Source organism: Candidatus Dormiibacterota bacterium (assembly GCA_035635555.1).
Lineage (GTDB): Bacteria > Acidobacteriota > Polarisedimenticolia > Gp22-AA2 > Gp22-AA2 > Gp22-AA3.
Genome location: DASQAT010000013.1, coordinates 112,431 through 137,378, shown reverse-complemented (window position 1 = coordinate 137,378; position 24,948 = coordinate 112,431). Strand labels below are relative to the sequence as shown.

Annotated in this window: 24 protein-coding genes; 14 read left to right on the top strand and 10 right to left on the bottom strand. The window is 65.6% G+C overall.

The window, feature by feature from the left end; translation table 11 throughout:
- Position 1: 1 nt before the first annotated feature.
- From ftsA to VEW47_03860, 4 genes are all read left to right on the top strand, one after another.
- Positions 2 to 1,237 (top strand): cell division protein FtsA, encoded by a 1,236-nt coding sequence (gene ftsA / locus VEW47_03875; GenBank protein ID HYS04310.1) that lies wholly within the window; start codon positions 2 to 4, stop codon positions 1,235 to 1,237.
- A 20-nt stretch (positions 1,238 to 1,257) separates the two neighbouring features.
- Positions 1,258 to 2,493, top strand: a complete 1,236-nt coding sequence (ftsZ, locus tag VEW47_03870) for a cell division protein FtsZ (protein HYS04309.1) — start codon at positions 1,258 to 1,260, stop codon at positions 2,491 to 2,493.
- A 1-nt stretch (position 2,494) separates the two neighbouring features.
- Positions 2,495 to 3,466 (top strand): diguanylate cyclase, encoded by a 972-nt coding sequence (locus tag VEW47_03865; GenBank protein HYS04308.1) that lies wholly within the window; start codon positions 2,495 to 2,497, stop codon positions 3,464 to 3,466.
- A gap of 523 nt (positions 3,467 to 3,989) precedes the next feature.
- Positions 3,990 to 4,952, top strand: coding sequence for a hypothetical protein (locus VEW47_03860; protein ID HYS04307.1), 963 nt, complete (start codon positions 3,990 to 3,992; stop codon positions 4,950 to 4,952).
- A 5-nt stretch (positions 4,953 to 4,957) separates the two neighbouring features.
- On the opposite strand, the gene VEW47_03855 is transcribed toward VEW47_03860, so the two are convergent.
- From VEW47_03855 to VEW47_03815, 9 genes are all read right to left on the bottom strand, one after another.
- Positions 4,958 to 7,534 (bottom strand): ATP-binding protein, encoded by a 2,577-nt coding sequence (locus VEW47_03855; GenBank protein ID HYS04306.1) that lies wholly within the window; start codon positions 7,532 to 7,534, stop codon positions 4,958 to 4,960.
- A 3-nt stretch (positions 7,535 to 7,537) separates the two neighbouring features.
- Entirely contained in the window at positions 7,538 to 9,499 is a 1,962-nt protein-coding gene (locus tag VEW47_03850) for an ATP-binding protein (GenBank protein ID HYS04305.1), read from the bottom strand.
- 15 nt (positions 9,500 to 9,514) lie between these two features.
- A complete protein-coding gene (locus VEW47_03845; GenBank protein HYS04304.1) occupies positions 9,515 to 10,762 on the bottom strand; it encodes a hypothetical protein in 1,248 nt (415 codons plus the stop codon).
- 2 nt (positions 10,763 to 10,764) lie between these two features.
- Positions 10,765 to 11,517, bottom strand: a complete 753-nt coding sequence (locus VEW47_03840; GenBank protein ID HYS04303.1) for an ImmA/IrrE family metallo-endopeptidase — start codon at positions 11,515 to 11,517, stop codon at positions 10,765 to 10,767.
- Positions 11,514 to 11,876: a hypothetical protein gene (locus tag VEW47_03835; GenBank protein HYS04302.1), complete on the bottom strand. Its 363-nt coding sequence runs from the start codon at positions 11,874 to 11,876 to the stop codon at positions 11,514 to 11,516. The genes VEW47_03840 and VEW47_03835 overlap by 4 nt, the downstream gene beginning before the upstream one ends.
- Complete coding sequence (locus tag VEW47_03830) at positions 11,860 to 12,462, bottom strand: hypothetical protein (GenBank protein ID HYS04301.1); 603 nt, start codon at positions 12,460 to 12,462, stop codon at positions 11,860 to 11,862. Before VEW47_03830 ends, VEW47_03835 begins: the two co-directional genes overlap by 17 nt.
- 172 nt (positions 12,463 to 12,634) lie before the next feature.
- Complete coding sequence (locus tag VEW47_03825; GenBank protein ID HYS04300.1) at positions 12,635 to 13,015, bottom strand: S24 family peptidase; 381 nt, start codon at positions 13,013 to 13,015, stop codon at positions 12,635 to 12,637.
- Between the two features lie 99 nt (positions 13,016 to 13,114).
- Complete coding sequence (locus tag VEW47_03820; GenBank protein HYS04299.1) at positions 13,115 to 13,387, bottom strand: hypothetical protein; 273 nt, start codon at positions 13,385 to 13,387, stop codon at positions 13,115 to 13,117.
- Between the two features lie 509 nt (positions 13,388 to 13,896).
- Positions 13,897 to 14,166, bottom strand: a complete 270-nt coding sequence (locus VEW47_03815; protein ID HYS04298.1) for a hypothetical protein — start codon at positions 14,164 to 14,166, stop codon at positions 13,897 to 13,899.
- Positions 14,167 to 14,214: 48 nt separating this feature from the next.
- On the opposite strand from VEW47_03815, the gene cyaB reads away from it, so the two are divergent.
- The 10 genes from cyaB (at position 14,215) to VEW47_03765 (ending at position 23,516) form a co-directional block, all read left to right on the top strand.
- Positions 14,215 to 14,772 carry a class IV adenylate cyclase gene (gene cyaB / locus VEW47_03810; GenBank protein ID HYS04297.1) on the top strand — a complete coding sequence of 186 codons (558 nt, stop codon included), beginning with the start codon at positions 14,215 to 14,217 and terminating at the stop codon, positions 14,770 to 14,772.
- Positions 14,773 to 14,951: 179 nt separating this feature from the next.
- Entirely contained in the window at positions 14,952 to 16,046 is a 1,095-nt protein-coding gene (locus VEW47_03805; protein HYS04296.1) for an NDP-sugar synthase, read from the top strand.
- Complete coding sequence (locus VEW47_03800; protein ID HYS04295.1) at positions 16,043 to 17,059, top strand: phosphotransferase; 1,017 nt, start codon at positions 16,043 to 16,045, stop codon at positions 17,057 to 17,059. The genes VEW47_03805 and VEW47_03800 overlap by 4 nt, the downstream gene beginning before the upstream one ends.
- Before the next feature lie 24 nt (positions 17,060 to 17,083).
- On the top strand, positions 17,084 to 18,202 hold the full coding sequence (locus tag VEW47_03795) for a site-2 protease family protein (protein HYS04294.1): 1,119 nt from the start codon (positions 17,084 to 17,086) through the stop codon (positions 18,200 to 18,202).
- Positions 18,202 to 19,218 (top strand): iron ABC transporter permease, encoded by a 1,017-nt coding sequence (locus tag VEW47_03790; GenBank protein ID HYS04293.1) that lies wholly within the window; start codon positions 18,202 to 18,204, stop codon positions 19,216 to 19,218. The genes VEW47_03795 and VEW47_03790 overlap by 1 nt, the downstream gene beginning before the upstream one ends.
- Positions 19,211 to 20,005 carry an ABC transporter ATP-binding protein gene (locus VEW47_03785; protein ID HYS04292.1) on the top strand — a complete coding sequence of 265 codons (795 nt, stop codon included), beginning with the start codon at positions 19,211 to 19,213 and terminating at the stop codon, positions 20,003 to 20,005. Before VEW47_03790 ends, VEW47_03785 begins: the two co-directional genes overlap by 8 nt.
- Positions 20,006 to 20,058: 53 nt before the next feature.
- Positions 20,059 to 20,346, top strand: coding sequence for a hypothetical protein (locus tag VEW47_03780; GenBank protein ID HYS04291.1), 288 nt, complete (start codon positions 20,059 to 20,061; stop codon positions 20,344 to 20,346).
- Between the two features lie 104 nt (positions 20,347 to 20,450).
- The gene (locus VEW47_03775; GenBank protein ID HYS04290.1) at positions 20,451 to 21,719 is read left to right on the top strand and encodes a hypothetical protein; all 1,269 of its coding nucleotides are present in this window, start codon (positions 20,451 to 20,453) and stop codon (positions 21,717 to 21,719) included.
- Between the two features lie 10 nt (positions 21,720 to 21,729).
- The gene (locus tag VEW47_03770; GenBank protein ID HYS04289.1) at positions 21,730 to 22,656 is read left to right on the top strand and encodes a metal ABC transporter substrate-binding protein; all 927 of its coding nucleotides are present in this window, start codon (positions 21,730 to 21,732) and stop codon (positions 22,654 to 22,656) included.
- Complete coding sequence (locus VEW47_03765; protein HYS04288.1) at positions 22,653 to 23,516, top strand: metal ABC transporter permease; 864 nt, start codon at positions 22,653 to 22,655, stop codon at positions 23,514 to 23,516. Before VEW47_03770 ends, VEW47_03765 begins: the two co-directional genes overlap by 4 nt.
- Positions 23,517 to 23,562: 46 nt before the next feature.
- On the opposite strand, the gene VEW47_03760 is transcribed toward VEW47_03765, so the two are convergent.
- Entirely contained in the window at positions 23,563 to 24,867 is a 1,305-nt protein-coding gene (locus tag VEW47_03760; GenBank protein ID HYS04287.1) for an alkaline phosphatase, read from the bottom strand.
- Positions 24,868 to 24,948: the final 81 nt, after the last annotated feature.

Sequence of the window (24,948 nt, the reverse complement as noted above, 5' to 3'; positions counted from 1 at the left end):
CATGCCACGACCCAGCACCCACCTCGTGGGACTGGACATCGGCCAGACCAAGGTCTGCGTCCTGATCGCCGAGCCCCGGGACGCGGGCGCCATCGACATCGTCGGCTTCGGCTCGGCCCCCTCGCGCGGAATGCGCAAGGGGGTCGTGGTGAACCTCGACGCCTGCGTCTCTTCGATCAAGCAGGCGGTGGAGGAGGCGGAGCTCATGGCCGGCTGCTCCGTGGACCGGGCCTTCGTCGGCGTCGCCGGGGCGCACGTCCGCGGGCTGAACAGCCGCGGAGTCGTCGCCATCTCCGGACGGGACCACGAGGTCACGCGCGACGACGTGCAGCGCGTCCTGGCCGCCGCGCGCGCCGTGAACATCCCGCCCGAGCGCGAGATCTTCCACGTGTTGCCGCAGGAGTTCATGGTCGACGACCAGGACGGCATCCACGACCCGGCCGGCATGACCGGCTCCAAGCTGCAGGCGAACGTGCACATCGTGACCGCCTCGGTCACCGCCGCGCAGAACCTGGTCAACAGCGTCAACCGCGCCGGCGTCGAAGTTGAAGAGGTCGTGCTCGAGCAGCTCGCCGCGGCCGATGCCGTGCTGACCCCCGACGAGAAGGAGATGGGGGTGGCGCTCATCGACATCGGCGCCGGCACCAGCGATCTGGTGATCTTCGAGCGCGGCGCCATCCGCCACATCGCCGCGCTGCCGACGGGCGGCGAGCACGTCACCAACGACATCGCGGTGGGCCTGCGCACCCCGATCCCCGAGGCCGAGAGGCTCAAGAAGAACCGGGGCTGCGCCCTCGCCTCTCTGGTCGGGGACGAGGACACGATCGAGGTGCCGATCGTCGGCGGCCGCAAGCCGCGCGTGCTGTCGCGCACTCTCCTGTGCGAGATCATCCAGCCGCGCGTCGAGGAGATCTTCGCGCTCATCGCCGAGGAGTTCGCGCGCAGCAACTTCGACCGCTCGATCCACGCCGGTGTCGTCCTGACGGGTGGGGGCTCGATGCTGGAGGGGATCCAGGAGATGGCCGAGCGCTGCCTGAACGTGCCGGTGCGGCGCGGCTCGCCGTCCGGTCTCGGCGGCATCTCCGACACCGTCGCGACGCCGCAGCACAGCACGGTGGTCGGACTGACCCTGTACGGCGCGCGGCGGCGCCAGAGCGTCCCGCAGAAACTGCACCATCCCTTCGTCCTCTCCCGCATGGGCGACATGGTGAGAGGCTGGCTGAGCGAACTCTTTTAGAGGAGACCCGCATGATCCTGATGGACGACAAGCACTCGAAGGCCGCGTTGAGGCTGTCCTTCGACGAGAACAAGGCCGTCGGAGCCAACATCAAGGTAATCGGAGTGGGCGGAGGCGGCAGCAACGCCGTCAACCGCATGATCTCCACCAACCTGCAGGGGGTGGAGTTCATGGTCGCCAACACCGACTGCCAGGCGCTGAAGGGCTCGCGCGCCCCGCTGAAGATCCAGATCGGCGCCAAGCTCACCAAGGGGCTGGGGGCCGGCAGCAACCCCGACATCGGGCGCCAGGCGGCTCTCGAGGACTCGGAGAAGATCATCGAGGCGATGCAGGGGGCCGACATGGTGTTCATCACCTCGGGCCTGGGCGGCGGCACCGGCACCGGCGCCGTCCCGATCATCGCCAGCCTGTCCTCGGAGCTGGGGGCGCTCGTGGTCGCCGTCGTCACCAAGCCGTTCGGCTTCGAGGGGAAGAAGCGCCGCGACCAGGCGGACCAGGGGCTGCACGAGCTGCAGGAGGCGGTCGACACCGTCATCTGCATCCCGAACGAGAAGCTCCTGAACTCGGTCGACAAGGCGATGCCGCTCGGCGCCGCGTTCCTGTTCGCCGACGACGTCCTGCGCCAGGCGGTGCAGGGGATCTCCGACCTCATCACCATCCCGGGCGAGATCAACCTCGACTTCGCCGACGTCAAGACGATCATGAGCGGCATGGGGATGGCGCTCATGGGGACCGGCGTGGCCTCCGGACCGAACCGCGCCATCGAGGCGGCGCAGCGCGCCATCTCGTCGCCGCTTCTCGAAGACGCGACCATCGACGGCGCACGCGGCATCCTGATCAACATCACCGGCGGCACCGACATGACCCTGCACGAGGTGGCCGAGGCCTCGAGCCTGGTGCAGCGCACCGCCGACCCCGAGGCGAACATCATCTTCGGGACGGTGATCGACAAGGCGATGACCGACGAAGTGAAGATCACCGTGATCGCCACCGGCTTCAACCGCGACGGCCGCCAGGCCGCCGAGGTCCAGGTCGCGGCGGCGACGGCCGCGGCGCAGCGCGGCTACTCCCCGCGCCCCATGGCGACCGACGCCCAGGCGCGCCCGGGGCGCGATCTCGACTCGCCGACCTTCCTCAGGCGCCCGCCCGTCCCGCAGGCGACCGCCCGCACAGCCGACGCGGGGGCGGTCACCGGCTACGCGTCGCTTCAGGACGAGCTCGACGTGCCCACGTTCCTGAGGAAGCAGATGGACTGACATGGGTGACGGCAATCACTACAAGATCCTGATCGCGGACGACAGGGAAGACAACCTCGGCCTGCTGCGCGAGTGGCTGTCGGCCCAGGACTACTACGTGCGCTGCGCGCGTGACGGCCGCGAGGCGCTCGACATCGCCCGCCAGGACCCGCCCGATCTCGTCCTCGTCGACAAGGTGATGCCCGAAGTCGACGGCCTGAGCGTGGCGCGCGAATTGAAGAGGGGGGACCCCACCGTCCCCGTCATCGTCCTCACCGGCCGCGAGGACACCCGCCGCTCCGCCATCTTCGACGACACGGGCGCCGACGACCTCATCATGAAGCCGTTCCAGTACGAGGAGGTCGAGACCCGCGTCCGCACGATGCTGAAGAAGCGCGAGGTGTTCCGCGCCCTGGAGCAGGCCAACGACGAGCTCAGGCGGGCCAACGAGCGCATGGCCCACCTCATCCAGTTCGACGAGAAGACCGGCCTCTACAACTACCGCCACTTCATGGAGCGGCTGACGGATGAGTTCAAGCGGGCGAGGCGCTACGCAAACCGATTGACCCTGGCGGTGTTCGACATCGACCATTTCAAGGAGGTCAACGACCGTTTCGGCCACCCGGCGGGGGATCGCGTCCTGAAGGGGTTCGGCGAGATCATGGTGCGCTCGTCGCGCGAGACCGACATCATCGCCCGCTACGGGGGGGAGGAGTTCGTCGCCCTCCTCCCCCAGACGACCGCGGTGCATGGCCAGCGTCTCGCCGAGCGGATCCGTCGCGTCACCGAGGCGGACCGCTTCCACGGCGCCGACGCCCCCGAGCCGATCATCCGGATCACCGTCTCGGCCGGCGTCGCGACCTTCCCCCTGAACGACCGGATCCAGCGTCCCGAGGATCTGGTCAAGGCCGCCGACGACGCCCTCTACCGCGCCAAGGGGGCCGGCCGCAACCGCACGCACCTCGACCAGCGCTCTCTGGCCGGGGCGCGCTGAGGCCGAGGGGACTGATCTCAAAGAAATGCAGGCTAATCAGTTCGCCGCTGACCTCCTGATGCCAGAACGGTTTCTCTGCAAGGCACTGAAGGGCGACACGGTCAACCTTGAAGACGATGAGCAGTTGGCGAGCGTCGCGAAGACCTTCGGGATAAGCGTTCAAGCGCTCATCTAACCGTCTTATCAACTTGGATCTCGGACGGCGCTTGATTTCACGGTAGGGCCCGTTGCTCTGCGCGCTTGATTCCGTGGCCAGGAAAAGGTGCAGATGCAGACCAGAGGAATGATCCCCCGCCCGATTCATCCCTTCCCCGCGAGGATGGCAGCATCCATCCCCTGGAACGAACTCCGCCGGTCGAGCGGCCGACCCCTTCGCGTTCTCGACCCGATGGCTGGGTCGGGTACTACCCTCGTGGTCGCCCGAACTCTCGGGCACGAATCGATCGGCTTCGACACAGATCCCCTCGCGGTTCTGCTGGCTCGGGTCTGGTGCGGGGACACGAACGAGTCATCGACCCTCCGCATGGCTGAGCGAGCGCACGACGTCGCAAAGCAGCGGGCACCCCGCCTGTCGCTTCGGGATGCATATCCCGCCGGCGCCGACGAAGAGACTCGCGCGTTCGTCCGGTACTGGTTCGACGAGACCAACCGCCGCCAGCTCGCCGCTCTCGCACAAGCGATCTCCGACGTCCCGACCAAACCGCTCCGGGACGTTCTCTGGTGCGCGTTCTCGCGGATGATCATCACGAAGCAGGCCGGTGCCTCTCTAGCGCTCGATGTGGCGCACAGCCGCCCGCACAAGGTTTTGGGCAAGAGCGTCATCCGCCCCCTCGACCACTTCTTGCGGGCTGTGCGAGTTGTACTTGCCGCCACGCCGTTCAACGCGGTCGAAAAAGTCGGCTCGCGCGCGATTGTAAAAATGGCTGACGCGCGGAGCCTTCCACTGGAGGCTTCAACGATCGATGTTGTGGTCTCGTCCCCGCCTTACCTCAACGCCATCGACTACCTTCGTGGTCACAAGTTCTCGCTCGTGTGGATGGGACACGCGGTAGGTGCCCTTCGCCGGGTCAGGGCCGCGAACATCGGAACCGAGGTCTCTGCGGGTGCCGATATTGAAGACACTATGATCAACCGAGCGATGGGCCGCATGGGCGATCTCGATCGTCTTTCTCTCCGTCAGAAGAAGTTGCTGGGGCGATACGTGGCCGACATGGACAAGATGATGGGCGAGTTGCGCCGGGTTCTCGTACGAGGCGGGCGTGCAGTTTTGGTCGTGGGCGACTGCACGATGCGGGGCGTGTACGTTCGCAACTCGGGCGCGTTGACCTGCCTTGGCGAGCGTCATGGCTTTGAGATCGCGCGGCAGCGCCGCAGAAAGCTTCCTCCCAACCGCAGGTACCTGCCGCCGCCATCCTCGCGCGGCTCGGGGCGAATGCTTCAGAACAGGCTGCGGACCGAAGTTCTTCTCGATCTCGTCAAGCCGTAGAAGCGTCATTTCTTGACCGCCTTGAAGATGGTGCTCTTCTGCTCCTCTTCAGGAAACTGGCGAAGCACGGCACCGGCCGCCTCCAGGATGCGGTCTGGGCGTTGAGTCAGCTCCACCGTATTGTCGCGAACTACCACGTGGGGGTTCATCCTAGACATGGCCCTGCAGAGATCGATGAGTTCCGCCTTCTTGATCTCGATCTGCTTGTCCTTCCGTAGGGCGGTGGTGACGGCGGCGAATTCGACGGCCTCCGCGGGAACGTCGTCTTGGAGAGCCCAAATCGTGTCGAGAATCGCGTTGTACGGCGGCTTGCTCGGTTTTTCGGCCAGCAGGCCGTCGATCCACTTCTTGGCCTCTTCTGGGGTTGCGCAGTTCTGGAAGAGATCCCGAAGCCGGTCGAGGCCAACGCCTTTGACAGGCACGAGGCGAACGAGACGGGCCAGGTCTACGGTCTTGACGACGGTGATCGTCTTGCCGGTCTTCGCTCTGTCCGCCTTCAGCTGTTTCACAAGCGAAGCGCCTTCGCCTTCGCCAGTCGGAAAGTCTGGACCGACAACTATGGCGTGGTCGCAGCCGTACTCGTCCCGGTGAAGCGCCACCGTCGAAACGCCCACGGTCTTTGCGGACACCTTCTTCCCGAGCATCTCCTTGCTCTTGGCTTCGAGGGAAACCGCGTAGCGTCGTTCCTTGCCGCCGCCTCCCGCACCCAGTGGTGCCTCGGCCTTGCCATCGGGCTTCCCGTTTCCACCTATGCGCACGGCATTGAAGCCAATGCTGTCAAACGCCGCGACGAGTTCTTCTTCGAGCTTGTTCTCGTCAGTGCTGGCATCTTCGACGGCCTGCGCGACGATGTAAGCAGTGCGCTTCATAGATCGCGCGAAATGCCTGAGCATTTCATCACGCCGGCTCATGACCTCGGCCACTATGCTTGGTCCGACGCCAACTTCGTGGAGATGAGCTTCGGTGAGGACCTCTGCCATCGCGAGCAAGCCCAGAGTCTCTCTCCCGCGTTCATAATCTTCCCGGTGCGCGGCAACGAACGGATGCAAGGTGTTGATCTGGAGTGTCCCACTTTCGATGTCGAGGACGGCGAACCCCTGATCCTGAGACAGTTCCGCCAGCTCCGTCTTGAGAACGAGGCCTTCGTCGCTCTCGGCTCGTTGCTGAAGCACCTCGAGCAGCTTCTGCCTCGCTGGCTTGCCGAGGTTGGTGGGATACCTGAGGTAGCGGGGCGCGACCTTCCCCTCGAGTGCCGCGGCGAGAAGCCCAATGAGGGGGCGACGCGTGAGACTCCACGGGCTATCGGCAATCTGCCCCGTGGCGCGCCTGCCTGGCGCCTGCTTGGCGTCGTGTTCCTCGAGCCACTTCCGGGCATGGTTGAACACCGCGTGGAGAATGTTCCGAGCGACGTTAACGAGCGTTCCTTCGCGGAGGGCCTCTCGTGACGAGCGGAGCTCATCGTCCAGTCTGTCGATGTGGACGACCATCCGGAAGCGCGCGAACGTCCCGTGCCGCAGCGCTTCCATGCCGAATAGCTCGTCGCCGAGGTTGATGAGCCTTCCGCAGACGTAGACGAAGTAGCCGTGGCTGCGATCGATCTCGGACGACTTGCCTTCAGTGAGAAGCCCCTCGTAAACCTCCGCGTATCCCGTTATGCGACCGAGCTTTGGGTGCGTGAGGCCGTAGTGCTGCTCGGGTGGGACCTTCTTGGCGACCGTGACCTCGAGGTCCTCTGGGGCGGGCTTGGGTAAACTCTTGAGATCCTTCCCGAGGACCCACTTCTTGAGTGGGGGTGTCGCCGCCTTCGACGGCGCCTGCTCGTCGCCGTCGAGGTACAGCTTGAAATCGTCGCGGAGCGGCATCGCTGTTCGGAGCACCCACGACAGGCGGCCCTTTTTGATCTCTCGCGCCATGTCCTTCAGGCCCGACATGATGGCGACGGTCCACGTCGGCGCGGCCCCCTTGCCGAAAAGCTTGATAGCTCGGTAGCCGAGCTTCGAGCCCTGGATGATCGGCGACAGCGCCGCCTTCGCTTCCGCATCGGTGAGCTCGCGCAGCGGCAACTCGACGATGTCCTCGGCGTGGATTCCTCTGCCCTGCCCCTGAGGGATCTGTGAGTAGTTCATCGTTGTCGCGAAGAACTTCCCATCGACCTTACAGACGTGGGTCAGGTGGCTCGAGAGCACGAAGGTCGCGAGCTTCCCGATCCCGAACTTGCCGATCTGCTTTCGCCCTTTGGGTGGCTTCTTGAGCTCCCGCTTGTTGCTCACGCCGATCAGCCAGTGCCGGCGCAGGTCGTCGGGCTGCATTCCCGTACCGTCATCGATCACTGCGATAACGGCGTCAGGAACGGTACGGTCGGGGGAAAGAATCACGTGGACTTTCGTCGCGCCGGCGTCGAAGGCATTCGAGACGAGCTCCTCGACTGCCTTATTCGGGCTGGAGTAAAGGCCCTCCGAGAAGAGCTCGATAATGCGATAGCTGATGCGGACCTGGATCTTGCCGGTCTCCTTCCCTGCGCTGATGAAAGGAAGGTCAGGAAGGTCGACAAACGCGGTCTTGGTGTTGAGAGCGGCGTCCACTACCTACTCCACCAGCAGACGCTTGCACGGCGCGGGGTCGATCGCGACCATGAGCGGGCGCGCGAAGCTCGCGAAAGAGACGAGCGCCTGCCCCGGTGCGAGGCGAGGGACCCGGTTCCAGAGGCTCTGATCAATGCTCCCGACCGTCCTCTGCATGCGGCTGATGACCATGCTGTCGGTGATCTTGTGGATGATGAAGTTGTTGACCAGGCCGAGCACCTCGTTGGGCAGGTGCTGCGGCAGCTGCGTGACGAAGACCAAGCCGAGCCACCGTTTGCGACCACGCTTGGCGATCCTGGCCACCTGCTGGAAGAGCACGGGCATCTGCGCGATTCGGTTGGCCGATAGGAACTCGTGCGCCTCCTCGATGATGATCAGCGTCGGCACGACGCGTGTCCCGGCCGCGGCCGCCTTCTTGTAGCGCTCCTCCTGCGCATCCTGGAGACCGCGCAGAATGTCCGCGATCACGAGGTTGTTGAGCTGCGGGGAGTCTGTGTCCGAGAGGTCGATCACAGACACGCGTCCGGACGTCAGCATCGCGGCGTATTCAACGCCGGCGACGTTGCGGGCGTCGAAGATGCCCAGCCGCCGTAACCGGTGGAGTTTGCCCGCCAGGGCCTTCCAGCTGATCTCGCTCTTGCTGGGCTGCACGGCGACTCGCTGGCGCACCTTCGACGGATTCGTCTTGAACTCGCTGAAGAGCTGGAGGCTGCTGGCCGCCGTGGCATCTTCCTCGCTCTCAGCGCCGAGGGCCTCCATGGCCGAGCCGCTCCGACGTGGGCCGCCCCCCTTTGATTCGCCCTTCGCCTCGGCCTTGCCCCCGTCACTGAGGCTATGGATATATGCGCTCACCACGTCGAGGATGTGATGGATGGTCATCCGAGGGTAGCCTGTCGTCAGCTCGTCCACCTCGAGGGCCTCGCGGGCCTCGGCATCGCTCGACGGGAAGATGCGGAAGTCACCGAGGAGTAGTTTTGTCACGTCGTAGGCGCGCAGGAATCGCTCCTGCTGGGCGTCGGACATCTCCAAGATCTCAGCGATCGCGTACGGCGAGAGGCTTGAGAACTTCAAGGCGAACGGGTGACGGTTCTTGTGCGTGGGGTTCGTAGTCTCACGCCCCGTCAGGTGGAGGATGTGCAGCTCGCGCACACCCTGCGGCTTGAGCCCACGTCCCCTGAGCGCGTCGAGCATTGGGGCGTGGTCGGTCGGCTCGTCAATGTGCGTGTACTCGCCCTCCACGTCGAACACGACGGTCGCGATCTCGCTCTCCTGCGCACGGTGGATGAGCGACGCGACCGTCGTCGATTTACCGCCGCCCGTCGTGCCGATGACGGCCGTGTGGCGCGGTAGCACCGACTTCTCCTTCGACGGGATCCTCGCCTCCATGCTCTGGTAGCCGACGACCTGCCCGAGGCAGAGGTCGCCGCCCACCCCGAGGATGCGAGCGCTCTCCTCCTCGTCGATGACGTAGACGGGACTCTTCGGCCGCGGCCGGTAACGTGGCGGCACGAGGTTGTCTCCGCTCTCCTCGCCGAGGATCTCCACCTCGGCGCGCCCGTGGTAGTCGAACGTGTACTGAACCTTCTTGCCCTGCACGATGACGCCCACGGCCATGGTCGAGTTGGGCGCCACAGCATCGGGCTCCGAGAACGGACCTCTCACGACCACCCCCAAGTAGGAGCGCTTGTCATCGCGCGACTTGATCCGCACGAGCGTCTGGGACGCGAGGCGGTTTAGGTCGTCACGGGTCAAGAGCACCGTGAGGAGATTGTCCTCGCTCGACGAGGTGTCGAAGTGCGTGAACCCCACGGCGTCCGCGAGTTCCGGATCCAGCGAAGCAAGCCGTGCACGCCCGACGGCAGCGACCTCGTCGAGCTCGGCGAGTACGTCCGGGGGAGCCGGCTTCAGAAAATCGGCAGCTCCCGGCTTCACGGCTTCGGCTCCATCGGTGTTCCTGGTTTCCATCTCGATGTTCCTCCCTTACCGACGCGTGTCACGCTCGCCGAAGTACTTCAACGGTACGCCTGCTTGGCTGTACGCATCGTGAATCAGCCCGACGAAGCCAGCCGCCCCAAATGCGCTCTTGCACGTGGCATCCGCAACATCGATCAGCATCGGGAAGCCGCGCGCGGGGCGCAGGATGCTGTCCGCGATGGCGATCCGCGCGGCCATGTGGATGTGCTTTCGATGGGCGTAGAACAAGTAGGGGGGTGATTGCTCCGAGGCGCAGTACAGGCCGTACAGAACCTCGGGGCCATACTGCCGCACGAATCTCATCGCCTCGCCCTTGTAGTCGTGCTTCTTGGTGGCGTAGTGACCTCGTTCGACGACCGCTTCGATCCTTCGTTCGATCGTGCCCAGGATCGCGAACTCGCCGGCCGCCAGCGCATTCCCCAGAGTGAGCAGCCCTCGCTCTCCGGGGGCACTCGGCACGAACACGAACCGCTCGTGCTCGATCAGGCGGGCCACGACCGCGAGCGAGGCCTGGAGCAGCCGCATGCTTCCGGACCCGGTGAGCAGCTCGTACGGGATCGGAGCCCCGTGGCCGAGTCGCCACTCAGCACTGGCCTTGTCGATGAGGATCTTGCGCTCAGCGTAGGTCATGATGCCACGCCGAGCGAGCTCTGACATCCCGTCGGGCTGTCCGACGCCGGCTCGCCCGTCGCGTCGATCGATGATCTCCATCGCGGTCTTCACGGGGTCTGCGGCCTTGCCAGCGATCTCTTTCCTGAAAACGCGCTGCGCGAAGGTGGCGGAGACACCCCCGTAGCTGACTATGGCGACCCCAATCTGCGTGATGCCAAGGGGCAGCGTCTCGTGGGTCGCGGAGGTCCCATCGACCGCCTCGACGCGACCTGGAAACAGAAGCCCCTCGTGTACCTTCGCAATCTCCTCCGCCGTTGTCCGATACACGCCCGCCTCAGGTGGCGCATTGGCCGCTTGGCCAATACGGGGGAGGAGCTCATCGCGAACGAGCCGCCGTAGGGCATCTTCTCGCTCGACGGCGGATCGGATCTCGGTTTTGAGACGGGCGACCGCGCCTTCCCAGTCGAGCCCAGTAGCCCAGGTATCAACGTCGAGGGTCCGCTCAAGGTCCTCGCCGAACGCCGTTTCGTACTCCTGGTCGCCGAGGAGTTCTTCGAGCTCCTCATCATCCAATGCGGGCGCAACCGGGCGTGCCTGCGCGCGCTCGCCAATCGTGCTGGGCTCTGGGTGCCGGTCCGCCATGCCTACTTTCTCCCCCCGAAGATCTCCTCACTGAGGGACGGCTGCCGTCGCCGCCTATCGAGAAGGAGTCGTACATACGAGTCGGCCACGTCGGCGGGAAGGCCGAAGCGCTCGCTCAGGTTCTGAGCGGCGCGCTTCTGCTGCACTGCCGGCTCCGCAGTCTCGCCGATCACGCGGCGTAGACCTGCTGTTGCGGCATGCGCGGGTGCCAGCAGCTCAAGCGCCAAACGGTCTGCGCGCTGCTCGCTCTCTTCGACATCCCATGCGCAGACAGCACCATCGGCTCCCCGGCTCATCAGGTGGACTTGGACGCCCAGTCGCACCCGATCGAGCACAGCGGAGAGCATCTCCTCGCGTGTTGGGGGGCGCTCACCATCGAGTACGGGTCGGATGTGGTTGCCGAAGACCTTGAGCACTTTCAGGCGTGGAAGAAGGTGATCGAGGATGAAGTGGGCGATCTCGTGAGCGAGAGTGAACCTGCGCTCCGACTCCTCGTCGCCAGCGTTAATGAACAAGATCCCTTGGCCGGCTCTTGCAACAAGGCATCCGTGAAGGGCTCGGTCCGTGTCGTTGACCTCGTGCTGAATGCCGCGCTGCCCGAGCCACCGACGAACAGCGTGCGCCGACAGGCCAGCCAGCGGGACGATGGACACCGGCAGCTGCATCACAACGTCGGCCATCAGATCCCGCGGGAAGCTGGATTCGGATCGAAGCCCAGCCGCCCGAAGGGCTTCGTCTAGCCAGTTGCGGCTCACTCTTCCGTCTCCTCGTCGCGGTCGCGCGCTGCAAGGAGCAACGTCTCCTCCTCTGCCGTGGTCGTCCGGCGCAGGACGACGATGGCATCGACGCGCCGAATGAGCTGCGCGAGCTTGAGCCCATCGATCTGAAATCGCTCGGCGATCCGCGAGACGTCCTCCAAAAACTGATCGGGTGCAGGCTTTCGACAGAGCGAAAGCCAGGCGAGTGAATCGACGTCACAACCGAGGAACGAGGCGGTCTCCGCGCGCGTCACACCTTCCACGCGGCTGTACTCTTCCAGCACCGCTCCCAACGTCCAGGGGCGCTCGCTGCTGTGGCGCGCCGCGTGGTCGAGCCAGCTAGGCGTCTTCGTCATGGCCCAACCTCGTTCCCAGGCGCTCGAGCACCTTCATCAGCCGGTCGCGATGCTGCTTGACCAAACGGCGCTGAGCGAGCGGCGAAAGGACGCCCAGTTCGAGCGCCTCGGCGAAGGCGTCCGTCGAGCGCTCGCCCTCGAGGATGAGCTTGAGCATCCGCCGGTCGCGCTCGTCTGGAACTGCATTTTCGACCTTCTGCCATAGCTCCCTCGCCTCGACCTCCGCTTCTAGAACATCCTTCGGATTCATCGTGCGAAGGTCGACAGCTGCGGCATACCCGTCATCGCGGCGCTCGGCGGCCGTGCGAGTCCGCAGCCGATCTATGGCTCTTTTCTTTGCGATGTCCATCACATAGCTGCTCAGCCGACCTTTGCCTCGATCGTACTTCCCGGGCTCCTCCAGATACGCAAGCACGGCATCGATGCCGCTGTCGTAGGCCTCGTCGTCTGAACAACGAAGATCCGCCCGCAGGGCATTCACGAGCGGATCCATCCAAGCCTTGAAGACATCGACAGGGGCGACGGGATCTCCGGCCAGAACACGCTCATGGAGCGCGATCTCGTCCGCTCGACCGGGAAACGTCACCTAGGATGCACTCCTTCCATGACGAGCCCCCACCGGGCCGCCGATCGCTGCTCCCGGGCGTCCTTCGGAGCTGGAGGTCGTAGATCGACACGTCGCCGCGCGCGCCACCCGCTGCGCCGTGGTCGAGTCCAAAATGGCGCTGGGCAGGTCGAAGCTCACCAGTGGTCGTCTCCTATCTTCCGAGCACGGCCACAAGCTCTGCGAGGATCTGGAAATGCTCCGCCTGATTCCCCGGAATCACGATCGGTTGGTACTCGCGGTTGAGCGGCGACAACATGATTCGGGTGTGGCGCCAGTCCGTCTCTGGATCGGGCCGCTTCCCCGACGAGTACTTCTTCACCGAGAAGGATCCTCCAGTCTCGGGGTCAGCCGGCCTCCGGTACTGCGCGAGCACGATCTTGTTCTGGCGCGTCCCGACCGGGTTGCTCCGGAACACGACGAAGTCTCGGTCGTGGATGGCGGGCTCCATGGACCGACCGACGGCGCGCGCCACGAACATACGATCGTCGAGCAGCCCCAGACCGTCCGGCTCCATCCACGTCTCAGGCTCCACGGCGTCTCCATTGCCGAAGTACCCAGCCGCGCCCTTGAGGGGGGGATTGAGACAGGTCGGATCTGCGAAGCTCGTAGGTCACGGTCTGGATCGAACTGCTCATGACGCCTTCCTGACCTCGCCAACGAGCGCCGGGACCCGAACCCTGACCGCAAGCGTCCTGCCGTCGTATTCGATCCGCTCGACCAGGAGTTTTAGGATCCTCTCCTTCTCGAGCACGAGGAGCACCTCCCAGATCGGGGCCGCTAGGGCGCGGGCCTCACTGGCTTGCTGATCCTCGAACCTCGTGTCGCGGACTTGGTCCACGAGGACCATCTCGATCTCGGCCGCGGAGACTTGATCAGGGTGCTCGTTCACAACGGTTACGGACACTTTTGTAAAGAATCCGAGCTTGGAATTATCAGACCCTCGGTCCGTTCATAGCGCAGAAGGTCCGCCCGCGCTCCCCTGATTCGAAACAGGAAGAACTCCGTGAAATTGGATCTCTCATACTTCGAATGTATCACCAACCTAATCTGGAAGGGTATGCAGGACGCCCCAACGACTTCCGTCTCCACGATTCTTCCGAGGCGGACCCGGTCTTCTTTCATTCGATTGATCGTATCGGCTCTGGAAGCGGCGGTACGAAACGCAGCATCCGAACTATCGAATATGTCCGAAAATCTCTCCTCGTTGAATCTCTGGTGGTACAACCTAACCGCTTCCTCCGCGGAGGCCTTCGCCCCGACCATCGTCCCAGTCTCTAATTTGACGTCGACACATCGAGCAGCAGTGAGCGCCCACATCAGAACAGCTGCAGCATAGATGCACACTGTTCTTCGCGAACCTAACGACAAGGATTGAGAAGGGAGATTACGCTCCTGGGTCGTTTTCCGTCTCCCTCAGCGCTCCGCGCACTCGACGCTGTCGGGCCGGGTGTTCTCGCACTTGATCGACTCGGTCATCCCCGAGGCCAGGCCGCTGCAGGCGCTGGTCACGGCGCTCTCGATCGCCGCCTTGTCCGTACCCGAGGCGGCTGTGCGGCAGAGGGTCTGGCCGTTGAAGGTGACGCAGACCCGGCATTCGTGGTGGGCGACGCGCGTGCTGAGGTAGACCACGATCCCGATGAACAGGACCAGGAACACCAGGGTCGCCTTGGTGGTCTTTCCCATACGGATGCCTATGATAAGGTACACGGGCGGCGAGGAGGACGGTCATCGATGAAGAAGACCGAGGTCGAGATCAAGCTGCGGGTCGAGGATCCGGCGAAGGTCCCGGCTCTCCTGAAGCAGATCGGGGCGAAGGAGGTCCACCCGCGCGAGCTCGAGGACAACCAGCTCTACGACTTTCCCAACTTCTCTCTCAAGATGAACCAGTCGATGCTGCGCGTGCGCATCCTGAAACGCGAATCGACCCTCACCTACAAGGAGGCCCCGCGTGTCGAAGGAGGGGCCAAGGTGCGCGATGAGATGGAGGTCGTCATCTCGTCGGGTGAGACGGTGGCGATGATCCTTTCCCGCCTCGGCATGCGGCCGTTGTTCCGCTATCAGAAATATCGCGCCGTCTACCAGTACTCGGGTCTCATCATCACGATCGATGAGACTCCTATCGGGGTTTTCCTGGAGCTCGAGGGGGCAAAACCCCTGATCGACGAGGTCGCCGTTAGGCTTGGGTATAAAGCAACGGATTACATCGTGAAGAGTTACCTGGCCCTGTACCAGGAATATCTGAAGTCGCGCGGTCTGCCGCTGAAGGACATGGTGTTCGAGGCATCTTGATCAGGGCGATCAATGATTTGATCACGATCCGTGGCCATTATTCGCGGTGATTTCTTGTCTTTATCTCAAGAAAACCCCCACTCTGATCAGGTCAATTTTCCATACCCTGATTTTCCACAGGCCCGCCCCGCGCGGCTTTCAGAAAATGTCGAGCCGCCGACTTATGGTGAAATAACATCATGAAGGCGATGATACTGGCAGCGGGCATGGGGGAGCGCATGTGGCCCCTGACCGAAGAACGTGCCAAGCCCTCCCTTCCATTGATCAATCGTCCGATGATCGCCCATGTCCTCGAGCACCTGGCGCGTCACGGTGTCGAGGAAGCCATGATCAACCTCCACTACCATCCCGAGTCGATCAGGGGGCTGGTCGGCGACGGGAAGAAGTATGGAGTCAAGGTCCATTACTCCGACGAGCCCGTCATCCTCGGCACGGCGGGCGGCCTGAAGAAGGCCGAGACCTTCCTCAAGGAGTCGGCCCCCTTCTTCATGATCAACAGCGACAGCATCGGCGACTGTGACCTCTCCGCGGCCCTGAAGAAGCACCGCGAGTCGGCTGCGCTGGCGACCATGGTGCTCATACCGCAGGACCCGAAGTCCGGCTACAGCACGGTCGAGATGGACGAGCGCGACCGGATCGTTCGAATCGCCGGGAATCCATCCGGCTCATCGGATCCGGGCACCGGCAGGTATTTCTTCGCAGGCATCCATGTTCTTGAACCGGACATCTTCGCCGCGATCCCGTCCGGGAAATCCGAGATCAACAGCGATATCTATCCCCGGCTGATCACCGCCGGGAGGGTCATCAAGGGTTTCGTCCACACCGGTTTCTGGAAGGAGCTGGGGAACCCGCGTCTCTATCTCGAGGGATCGCTCGCTCTCCTGAGTGGCATCAAGGACCCCGGTCTCGCGGCGATCCAGGTCTCGGAGGGGGTCTACCTGGACCGGGTCCCCCTCCCGAAGGAGGTGGCCATCGAGCCGCCGGCTTTCCTCGCCCGCGGAGCGAGCATCGGCCCGGAGAGCTCCCTCCTGGGGGGAGTCATCATCGGCCGGCAGGCGACGATCGGCAAGGGGTGCTCCGTACGCTCGACCCTGGTCTGGGACGGGGCCCGGGTCGGAGATGGATCCCGGCTGTCGGAGTGCATCGTCACCTCCGGGGTCTTCGTGCCCGCCGGCGTCAGCCTGACCAACAAGATCTTCCTGCGGGCCGAGGGATACCAGGGAAAGAAGCAGAGAATGGAGCGGCTGGGCGGCTGCTGGATGATCAACTTGTGAAGGGTGCGACAGGCCAGGCTCCTGCCCTGATCGCCCCTGCCGCCCTGGCCTTCCTCAAGAAGTCCCTCGGCTCCCCGCTCAGGGTGGCGGAGATCGTCGGAGACGCCTCCACCAGGCGGTTTTTTCGCGTTTCGTCCGGGAAGAAGACCGCCGTCCTGATCGTCCATCCCGAGCCCTTGAACCCGGCCGGACCCCTGTTCAGCAATCACAGGGTGCTCGCGTCGATTGGAGCACCCGTTCCTCGCATACTCGGATCCGACCCGTCCCTGGGGCTCGTGCTGACCGAGGACCTCGGGGACGTCACCCTGCAGAAGCATCTTCTCGATCCGGGGCGGCGTCGGGGGCGTTCCGGGGAGGCCGAACGGCTCTACCGTGAGGCCTGCGACCTCATCGTCCTCCTCCACAGAAAGGGGCAGGCCGCGCTCCGACCGGACGATTTCGCCGCGACATGCGCACTCGACTGCGACCGCTTCCTGTTCGAGCTCGATCACTTCCACCGCCACTACATCATCGGCCAGAGAAAGATGACCCCGGGACCGGATGACGAGAGGGTGTTGCGAGCCTTCTACGCCGATCTGGCCTCGGCGTGCGACCGGCTGCCGCGCGTGTACTGCCACAGGGACTTCCAGTCGCGCAATCTCATGGTCCATCGCGGTCGGCTGCACGTCATCGATTTCCAGGACGCCCGCATGGGACCCTACACCTACGATTCCGCCTCCCTGTTGCGCGACTCATCGCTCGATCTCGAAGAGACCCTGGTGGACGGGATGATCGACCATCTCGGCCGCTCTCTCGACATTCCGGACGACGAATTCCGCCGCGATTTCGACCTCATGGCCCTGCAGCGCAACATCAAGGACCTCGGCACCTTCGGCTACATGGCCGCCGCCCGGGGCCGGTGCGAATACCTCGACTACGTCCCGCGCACCGTCGCATCGATCCGGCGCAATCTCGCCGGGAGCCGTCGTTATCACCTGTTCCACCCTCTGCTAGAGCGCTACGCCCTCTCCTGACTTCCGTTGGGTTAGACTGGCCCCATGCGCGGCTTCAACGTGATGAGAATCGCCGGCATCAGGATCATGATCGATCCGAGCTGGCTCATCATCTTCTTTCTGCTCGTCTGGAGCCTGGCCACCGGCTACTTTCCCCAGGCCCGGCCGCCCATCGAGGGGCGTGCCGCCTGGGTCCTCGGCGTCGCCGCCGCTCTTCTCCTGTTCGGCTCGGTGCTGGTCCACGAGCTGTCGCACGCCCTCGTCGCCCAGCGCGCCGGGGTCTCCGTTCCGCGCATACGACTCTTCCTGTTCGGCGGCGTGTCGGAGATGGCGTCGGAGCCGCCCGACCCGAGGTCGGAGGTGCGCATCGCCGCCGCCGGGCCCCTGACCAGTTTCGCGCTGGCCTTCGTCTTCTACGCGATTCTGCTGTCGGGGCTCCCGTCGATCGTCCCGGGCGGTCGGCAGCTGGTGGTGTATCTGTCGGCGCTGAACCTCGTTCTCGGGCTGTTCAACCTCCTTCCCGGCTTCCCGCTCGACGGCGGCCGCCTCCTGCGCGCCTGGCTGTGGGCGCGCAGCGGCAACCTGCTCTCGGCGACCCGCAAGGCGGGGCGCGCCGGGTCGGTGGTCGGATTCGGGCTCATGGGCCTGGGACTGATCGAGCTGGTCAAGGGCGGAAATCTCGGAGGGCTCTGGTTCATGGTCATCGGGATCTTCCTCAACCAGGCGGCCTCGGCCTCGTACGAGTCCCTCCTCATGCGGGACACGCTCTCCGGCTGCCGCGTCCGGCAGATCATGACGCAGCCGGTGATCGCGGTCCCCGAGCACGCCAGCCTGGACGAGCTGGCGCGCGACTACTTCTTCCGTCACCCCCGCGGCAGTTTTCCGGTCGTCACGGGGGAACAGTTCGCGGGGATGGTGTCCCTGGACCAGCTCAAGAGCGTCCCGCGGGACGAGTGGGTGCGCACGCCGGTCCGGCAGATCATGACCCCGGCGGCGCGCCTGCGCCCGCTCGGACCCGACGACCAATGCACCGCGGCCCTCGAGGCGATGGTGCGCGACGACGTGGGCCGCCTGCCGGTCGTCGCCGACGGTCGCATCGTCGGGATCCTGAGCCGCCGGGACGTGATGCGGCTCCTGAAAATCCGCTCCGATCTCGGCTCCTGATGGCGCCCCTCACGTCGAGGCGCCTGTCGTTGTCGATCGTCCTGCTCCTCTTGGCCTTCGCCCTGTCGGCGGCGGTCTGCTCCAGTCTCGGAAGCAGCCGGTACACCCTCCTCGATCTCCTGCGGCACGAGGCGGACCAGGAGACCGCGCGCGCGATGATCCTGCGCGTCCGTCTGCCGCGCATCCTGATGGCGGCTCTCGCCGGGGCGGCGCTCGGCGCGGCCGGCGCGGTCTTCCAGGCGGTCCTGCGCAACCCCCTCGCGGACCCCTACATCCTCGGGGTCTCGGGCGGTGCCGCTCTCGGGGCCTTCGCGGCGACCGCCCTCGGCCTGCCCGCCCTGGCGCCCGTCCTGCCGGTGCGCGAGACGGCCGCCTTCCTCGGGGCGATCGCCACCGTGGCGATCCTGTTTCTCCTGTCGAGCGCCCGCGGCCGGATCGTCTCCTACCCGATGCTGCTCATCGGCGTCATCATGAATACCGTCTACCTGGCGCTGATCCTTCTGATCGAGACGGTCGTCGAGTTCTCGCGGCTGCACGGCGTGCGGCTCTGGATGATCGGGACGATCCCGATCGAGGAGTACGGGCTCCTCCTGTGGCTGTCCGTCGTCCTGGTCGCGGGAATCGTCGGCCTGGCCCTGTACGGCAGGGACCTGAACCTGCTCTCCGCGGGAGAGGAGGCGGCGCGATCGCTCGGGGTCACGGTCGAGAGGACGCGCATCGTCACCGTCGTGCTGGCCTCCCTCGTCACCGCCGCCGTCGTGTCGGTGGCCGGGCCGATCGGCTTCGTCGGTCTGATCGTGCCGCACGCGGCCCGCCTCCTGTTCGGCCCGGACCACAGGCTCCTCGTACCCGCCTCGGCGGTCACCGGCGCCATCTTCCTCATCGTGGCCGACACCGTGGCGCGCACCGTGATGGCGCCGACCGAGATCCCGGTCGGCGTGGTCACGGCCCTGTGCGGCGGACCGTTCTTCCTCTGGCTGTACCGCCGGCGGGCGGGAGGAGGGTACTTTGAGTGACGCGATCCTGGCCGCGCACGGGCTCGTTTTCACGCACGCGAGCGCGCCGGCGCCCCTGTTCCGAGGATTGTCCCTTTCCGTGTCCCGGGGGGAATTCGCCGGGATCATCGGACCGAACGGCTCCGGAAAAACCACGCTCCTGATGCTCCTGAGCGGTGTCGTCGCGCCGCAGGCGGGGGAGGTGAGCCTGGACGGGCGTCCCGTGCGATCGATCCCCCCCCGCGAGCGGGCGCGACAGATGGCGGTGGTGTTCCAGGAGAGCCGGATGCTGTTCGACTTCACGGTGCTGGAGATCGCTCTCATGGGTCGCGCGCCGCACCTCGGTCCCTTCAGTCTTGAGCGGCCCGAGGACTTCGCGGCGGCACGAGCCGCACTGCACGAGATGGATCTGGCCGGCCGGGAGGAGAAGCGGCTGCAGGAGCTGTCGAGCGGCGAAAGACAGCGCGCCCTCATCGCCCGCGCCCTGGCCCAGCAGCCGCGCGTCGTGCTGATGGACGAGCCGACCGCATTCCTCGACCTGAGGCACCGTCTGCAGATCTACGAGATCCTGGCGCGGCTGAACCGGGACAAGGGCCTCACGGTCGTCACCACGAGCCACGACCTGAACCTGGCGGCGCGCTATGGCTCGCGCCTCATGGTCCTGGACGACGGGCACCTGGCGGCCGACGGACCGCCGGAGACAGTCCTGACCCCGCGCCTCCTCCGCGAGGTCTACGAGACGGAGGCGCGAATCGAGCGCGACCCGGTGACGGGGGCACCCTTCGTCATCCCGATCGCCCCTCTTTGACAATCACCGGATCGTACAGTACGATTCTTCCCCCTCTGAATAAGGACCTGGAGATGCAGCCTTCGTTTCGGGCGGGCTTGACCCGGTGGTGCGCCGCGATCCTCCTGGCGCTCCTGGCCCTCTCCATGCTCCATGTCGCGGCGCCGCATCACGCGACGCAGCGCGACTGCGCCACCTGCAAGGCGCTCACCTCCCCCGGGGTGGCCCAGGTTTCCGGCAGTATCGGCCGCCCGGCGGAAGCACCGACCCTGATCGCCGTACTCCCACCCGATTCGCCGCTCTGCAAGTCCGCGCGCTACCTCAGCCCTCTCCGCGCCCCCCCGGGGTCCCCAATCGTCTGAAGTCGTCGCGGTGCGGCATACCGTCCCGGGCTGGAGCCACCCATCCCGGAACCGGATGGGCCGACCGCGTGGACATCGAGCGACCTTGCTTCAGCGGAGGAATCATGAGACCAAGAGTGTCATGCAGAGCGGTGGCGGTCCTTATGGCGGTCGGCCTTCCGGCGGCCACCGTCTTGGCGGAGGAGCAGGGGGCGCAGCCCACGGCGGCGCCGGTTGCCCAGGCTGTGATGCCGGCCTCCACCACGCAGGAGGAGATCGAGGCGCTGCGGCGGGAGATCGAAGACTTGAAGAACCAGATCCGGGCGTTGCGGGACCAGGTGGGCGCGGGCCCCGCGCCCGTGCAGCCGACAGCACCGCCACCCGGGCCGATCCTTGCACCCGCGCCCGCCGCCGTGTCATCCCAGACGTCCAACTACTTCAATCCGAGCGTCTCCGTGATCGGCAATTACCTCGGGGTCGGCGGGAGCAACGGCACCGAGAACCTGCCGAGCTCGAGCCTGCGCGAGTCCGAGGTCTCCTTCCAGGCGGTCGTGGACCCGTACGCCCGCGCCGACTTCTTCCTGTCTTTCGGCGAAGAGGGGGTCGGTGTGGAGGAGGGGTTCGTCACGTTCACGTCACTCCCGGGGGGAGCGCTCGCGAAGGTCGGGCGGATGCGAACCGCCTTCGGGAAGATCAACCCTCTGCACCTCCACGTCCTTCCCTGGCCCGACGAGCCCCTGCCCATCGTGAATCTTCTCGGCGGCGAGGAGGGTTGGATCGGCACCGGTGTCTCCGGCGCGTTTCTCCTGCCGCTGGGCGATGTCTTCTCCGAGGCGACGGTCCAGGTCCTGCGCGGTGATTCGGGTGAGCTGTTCGCGGCGCCCCAGAGGGGGGACCTGGCCTACAACGGCCACTACCGCGTCTTCGGGGATCTGAGCGAAGCGACGAACCTGGAGGTCGGTCTCTCGTACGGTCAGGGACCGAACGGCCTGGCAGCGGGCTCGAAGACGCGTCTCGAGGGCGTGGACGCCACGCTGCGCTGGAAACCGCTGCGCACGGCGACGTACCGCTCCGCCTCGTTCCGGGGCGAGTTCATCCGCAGCCGCCGCGAGGATCCGCTCGGCGACCAGACGGCCGACGGCTGGTTCCTCTCCGGCGAGTACCAGCTCGCGAAGCGCTGGTTCACCGGGGCGCGCATCGAGGCGGCCGGGCACGCCGACGACGCCGCGCAGACCGACCGCGGCAAGGCCGTCCTTCTCACCTTCTGGCCCAGCGAGTTCTCCCAGCTCCGGGGCGAGCTTCGCCGGCGCGAGTACGCCGACGGAGAGACGGCCAACGAGGTGCTCCTTCAGCTTCAATTCGCCATCGGCGCCCATGGCGCCCATCCGTTCTGAGGTCCAATCGATGAAACCAACAAGGCTCGTACTCGCCGGTCTCGTCTTCGCTCTCGCTGGAATCCCTGGCACATCGGCCTTCGCCGCGTTGAAGGTCGTCACGACTCTTCAGGATCTTGCCTCCCTGGCCGACGCCGTGGGCGGAAACCGCATCGAAACGTTCGCCCTCGTGAAGGGATACCAGGACCCGCACTTCGTCGATGCCAAGCCGTCGTTCATCCTGAAGCTGTCGCATGCCGACCTGCTGGTCGCCGCGGGGCTCGAGCTCGAGATCGGCTACCTCCCGCCGCTCCTCGATCAGAGCCGCAACGGAAAGATCCATCCCGGATCGCCCGGTTACCTCGACGCGTCGACCGGCTGTGAAATCCTGAACCGCCCCGTGCAGCAGGTGACCCGGGCGATGGGGGACGTTCATCCCTACGGGAACCCGCACTACTGGACGGACCCCGAGAACGGCCGCGTCATCGCGAGGTCGATCGCCGCGAAGCTGACGGAGCTCGATCCGGCCGGCCGGGAGGCCTATGCGGCCAACCTCGCGGCCTTCGAGGGCAGGCTCACGGAGAAGGAAAAAGAGTGGACCGCAAAGATGGCGCCGTATAACGGGGCCAAGATCGTGACCTTCCACGATTCGTGGCCGAACTTCGCGCGCCGCTTCGGTCTCGTCATCGCCGGACACGTCGAGCCGAAGCCCGGCATCCCGCCCACCCCTTCGCACACACTGGAGATCATCAATCTGATCATGACCGACAAGATCCCGGTGATTCTCGTCGAGCCGTACTTCGATCTCAAGACTCCCAAGTTCATCGGGGAGAAGTCCGGCGCCACCGTGCTCAACTTCTATCCCTCGGTGGGGGGGCTGCCGGAAATCAAGGACTACTTCGCGCTCTTCGATTCCAACATCGGCGCGTTCGTCGCCGCCATGAAGGCCAAGGCATGAGCATCTTCGAGATCCTCCTGCCGGCTTTTGTCGCCAGCCTGATCCTGACCGGGATTCACGCCTACCTCGGCGTGCACGTCGTGGAGCGCGGCGTGATCTTCGTCGACCTGTCGCTTGCGCAGATCGCCGCTCTCGGGACCACCGTGGCCTATCTGGCCGGTTACGACCTGCACGCCGGCGAGGCCTACCTGTTCTCGCTGGGGTTCACTTTCCTCGGCGCCGCGATCTTCGCGGTCTCGCGCGTGCATCGCAAGACGCGGATACCGCAGGAAGCGATCATCGGCATCGTCTATGCCGTCTCGGCGGCCGTCGCGATCCTGCTGATGTCCAAGGCGACCCAGGAGACCGAGCACCTGAAGGAGATGCTGGTCGGAAACATCCTGTCGGTCACCTGGCCGGAGCTCTTCAAGACCGCCGTCCTCTACTCGCTGGTCGGCGTGTTCCATTACATCTTCCGCGACCGGTTCCTGCTCATCTCGATGAACGAGGCGGAGGCCGAGAAGCGCGGCTGGAACGTCAAGTTCTGGGATTTCCTGTTCTATGTTTCGTTCGGCTTCGTGGTGACTTCCTCCGTGGCCATCGCGGGCGTGCTGCTCGTCTTCTGCTTCCTCATCGTTCCCTCGGTGGCCGCCATGCTGTTCGCCGAACGGCTGGGACCGCGTCTCGCCATCGGCTGGACCATGGGCACTCTCGTTTCTGCGGCGGGAGTCTCTTTCTCGTTCCTTCTCGATCTTCCGACGGGGGCCACGATCGTCGGGACCTTCGGCGCGAGCCTCCTCCTGCTCGCGGCGTACAGAACCGCGTTCCGGCGGGCCACGAACCACGTACGGGAGGAGTCGACCGTGCGGGCCGCGTCGTAGGGCTCGCGCGGCGTTCGCGGCATGGCACTTGCCGGGGCCGTCCGGCTCAGGGCCTCGGCGTCCGCCCTTCGAGGTGGTCCTTCAGGATCGTGTAGATCGCGGTGTTTTCGAGCGTCCCGTGCACACGCTCCGCCCCCGCGCCCCAGGCGTAAAGCGCGACGTCCACTCCTGTGTGCGCGGCGCTGCCGAGGGAGATTCCGGAGGGTCGGGGGTCGTCCGATCCGTGCGGCGGCTTCTCCGTCTGCCTCTTCGTCCCGGGACCGCTCGTGAAGGTCACCACCGGGTACGGCTCGTCCCCTCTCCCGGCCTGAGGATCGCGGTAGGTCGACCAGATCCCGTCCTTCTCGTCCGGGTAGCCGTTCAACGCCAGGCCGCCTGTCTCGTGATCGGCCGTGACCAGGACGAGGGTCGTCTTCGGATCGAGCGTGTCGATGGCGTAGCCTATCGCCTCGTCGAAAGCGGCGGTCTCGTCGACGAGGGTACGGGCCCAGTTGTCGTGCCCGGCGTGATCGATGCGCCCCCCCTCCACCATCAGGAAGAACGGCCGGCCGCTCGCCTTGAGGATGTCGATGGCGAAGCGCGACATCTCCGGGAGCGTCGGCGCCGTCCGGGCGGCTGACGGTTCCCCCGCGTCCGTCCCCTTCTTCCTCGCCGCCTCGATCTCCGGCTGGTAGGGAAGATGGCTTTCAGCGAACAGACCGAGCACGTGCGAGCCGAGGTCGCCGATGGCGCGGAGCGCCTCGGCCGTCTCGACGATCGTCCACCCCTCCTTTTGAGCCTCCGCCCTCAGGTCCTGCGGGAAGAACTTCCGGCCGCCGCCCAGGATGACATCGAAGCCGGAGCCGATCGTCTGTTTCGCGATCCCCCCCTCGTCGTCCCGATCCCGCGCGTTGGCGTAGAACGCAGCCGGCGTGGCGTGCGTCACCGTGGTCGTGGTGACCAGGCCGACGCGCAGTCCGCGCTTGCGGGCCCACACGGCGATCGGCTCGAGCCTCCTGCCGTCCCGTTTCTGGTAGATCGCAGTCCCGTCTTCGCACAGGACCCCGTTCACCGTCTTCTGGCCACACGCCATGGCGCTGGCGGCCGCCGCCGAGTCGGTGACCGGGCTGTCGGCGGAGTGCGTCAGCGACAGCGCCGTGTAGGGAAGCGCGTCGATCCGCAGCCGGCTTCCCGGCCCGCCGCGCGCCACACGCGTCACCGTCACGTACGCCGGTCCCATGCCATCGCCGATGAACAGAACGGCGCTCCGGTCGGCGGACGCCGACCGGCCGACCGCCGGCCCAGCGCAATGAAGAGCGAGCACGGCGAACGCGACGATCGCGAGCCCGGCGAGCCTCCGGAAGACGGTCAACCGCACCTCCTTCTTCGATTCCGCGCACGGAGAGCGACACCGGGCGGAACGGCGTGAGAGGGTAGCACGGCCGGCGGCGCA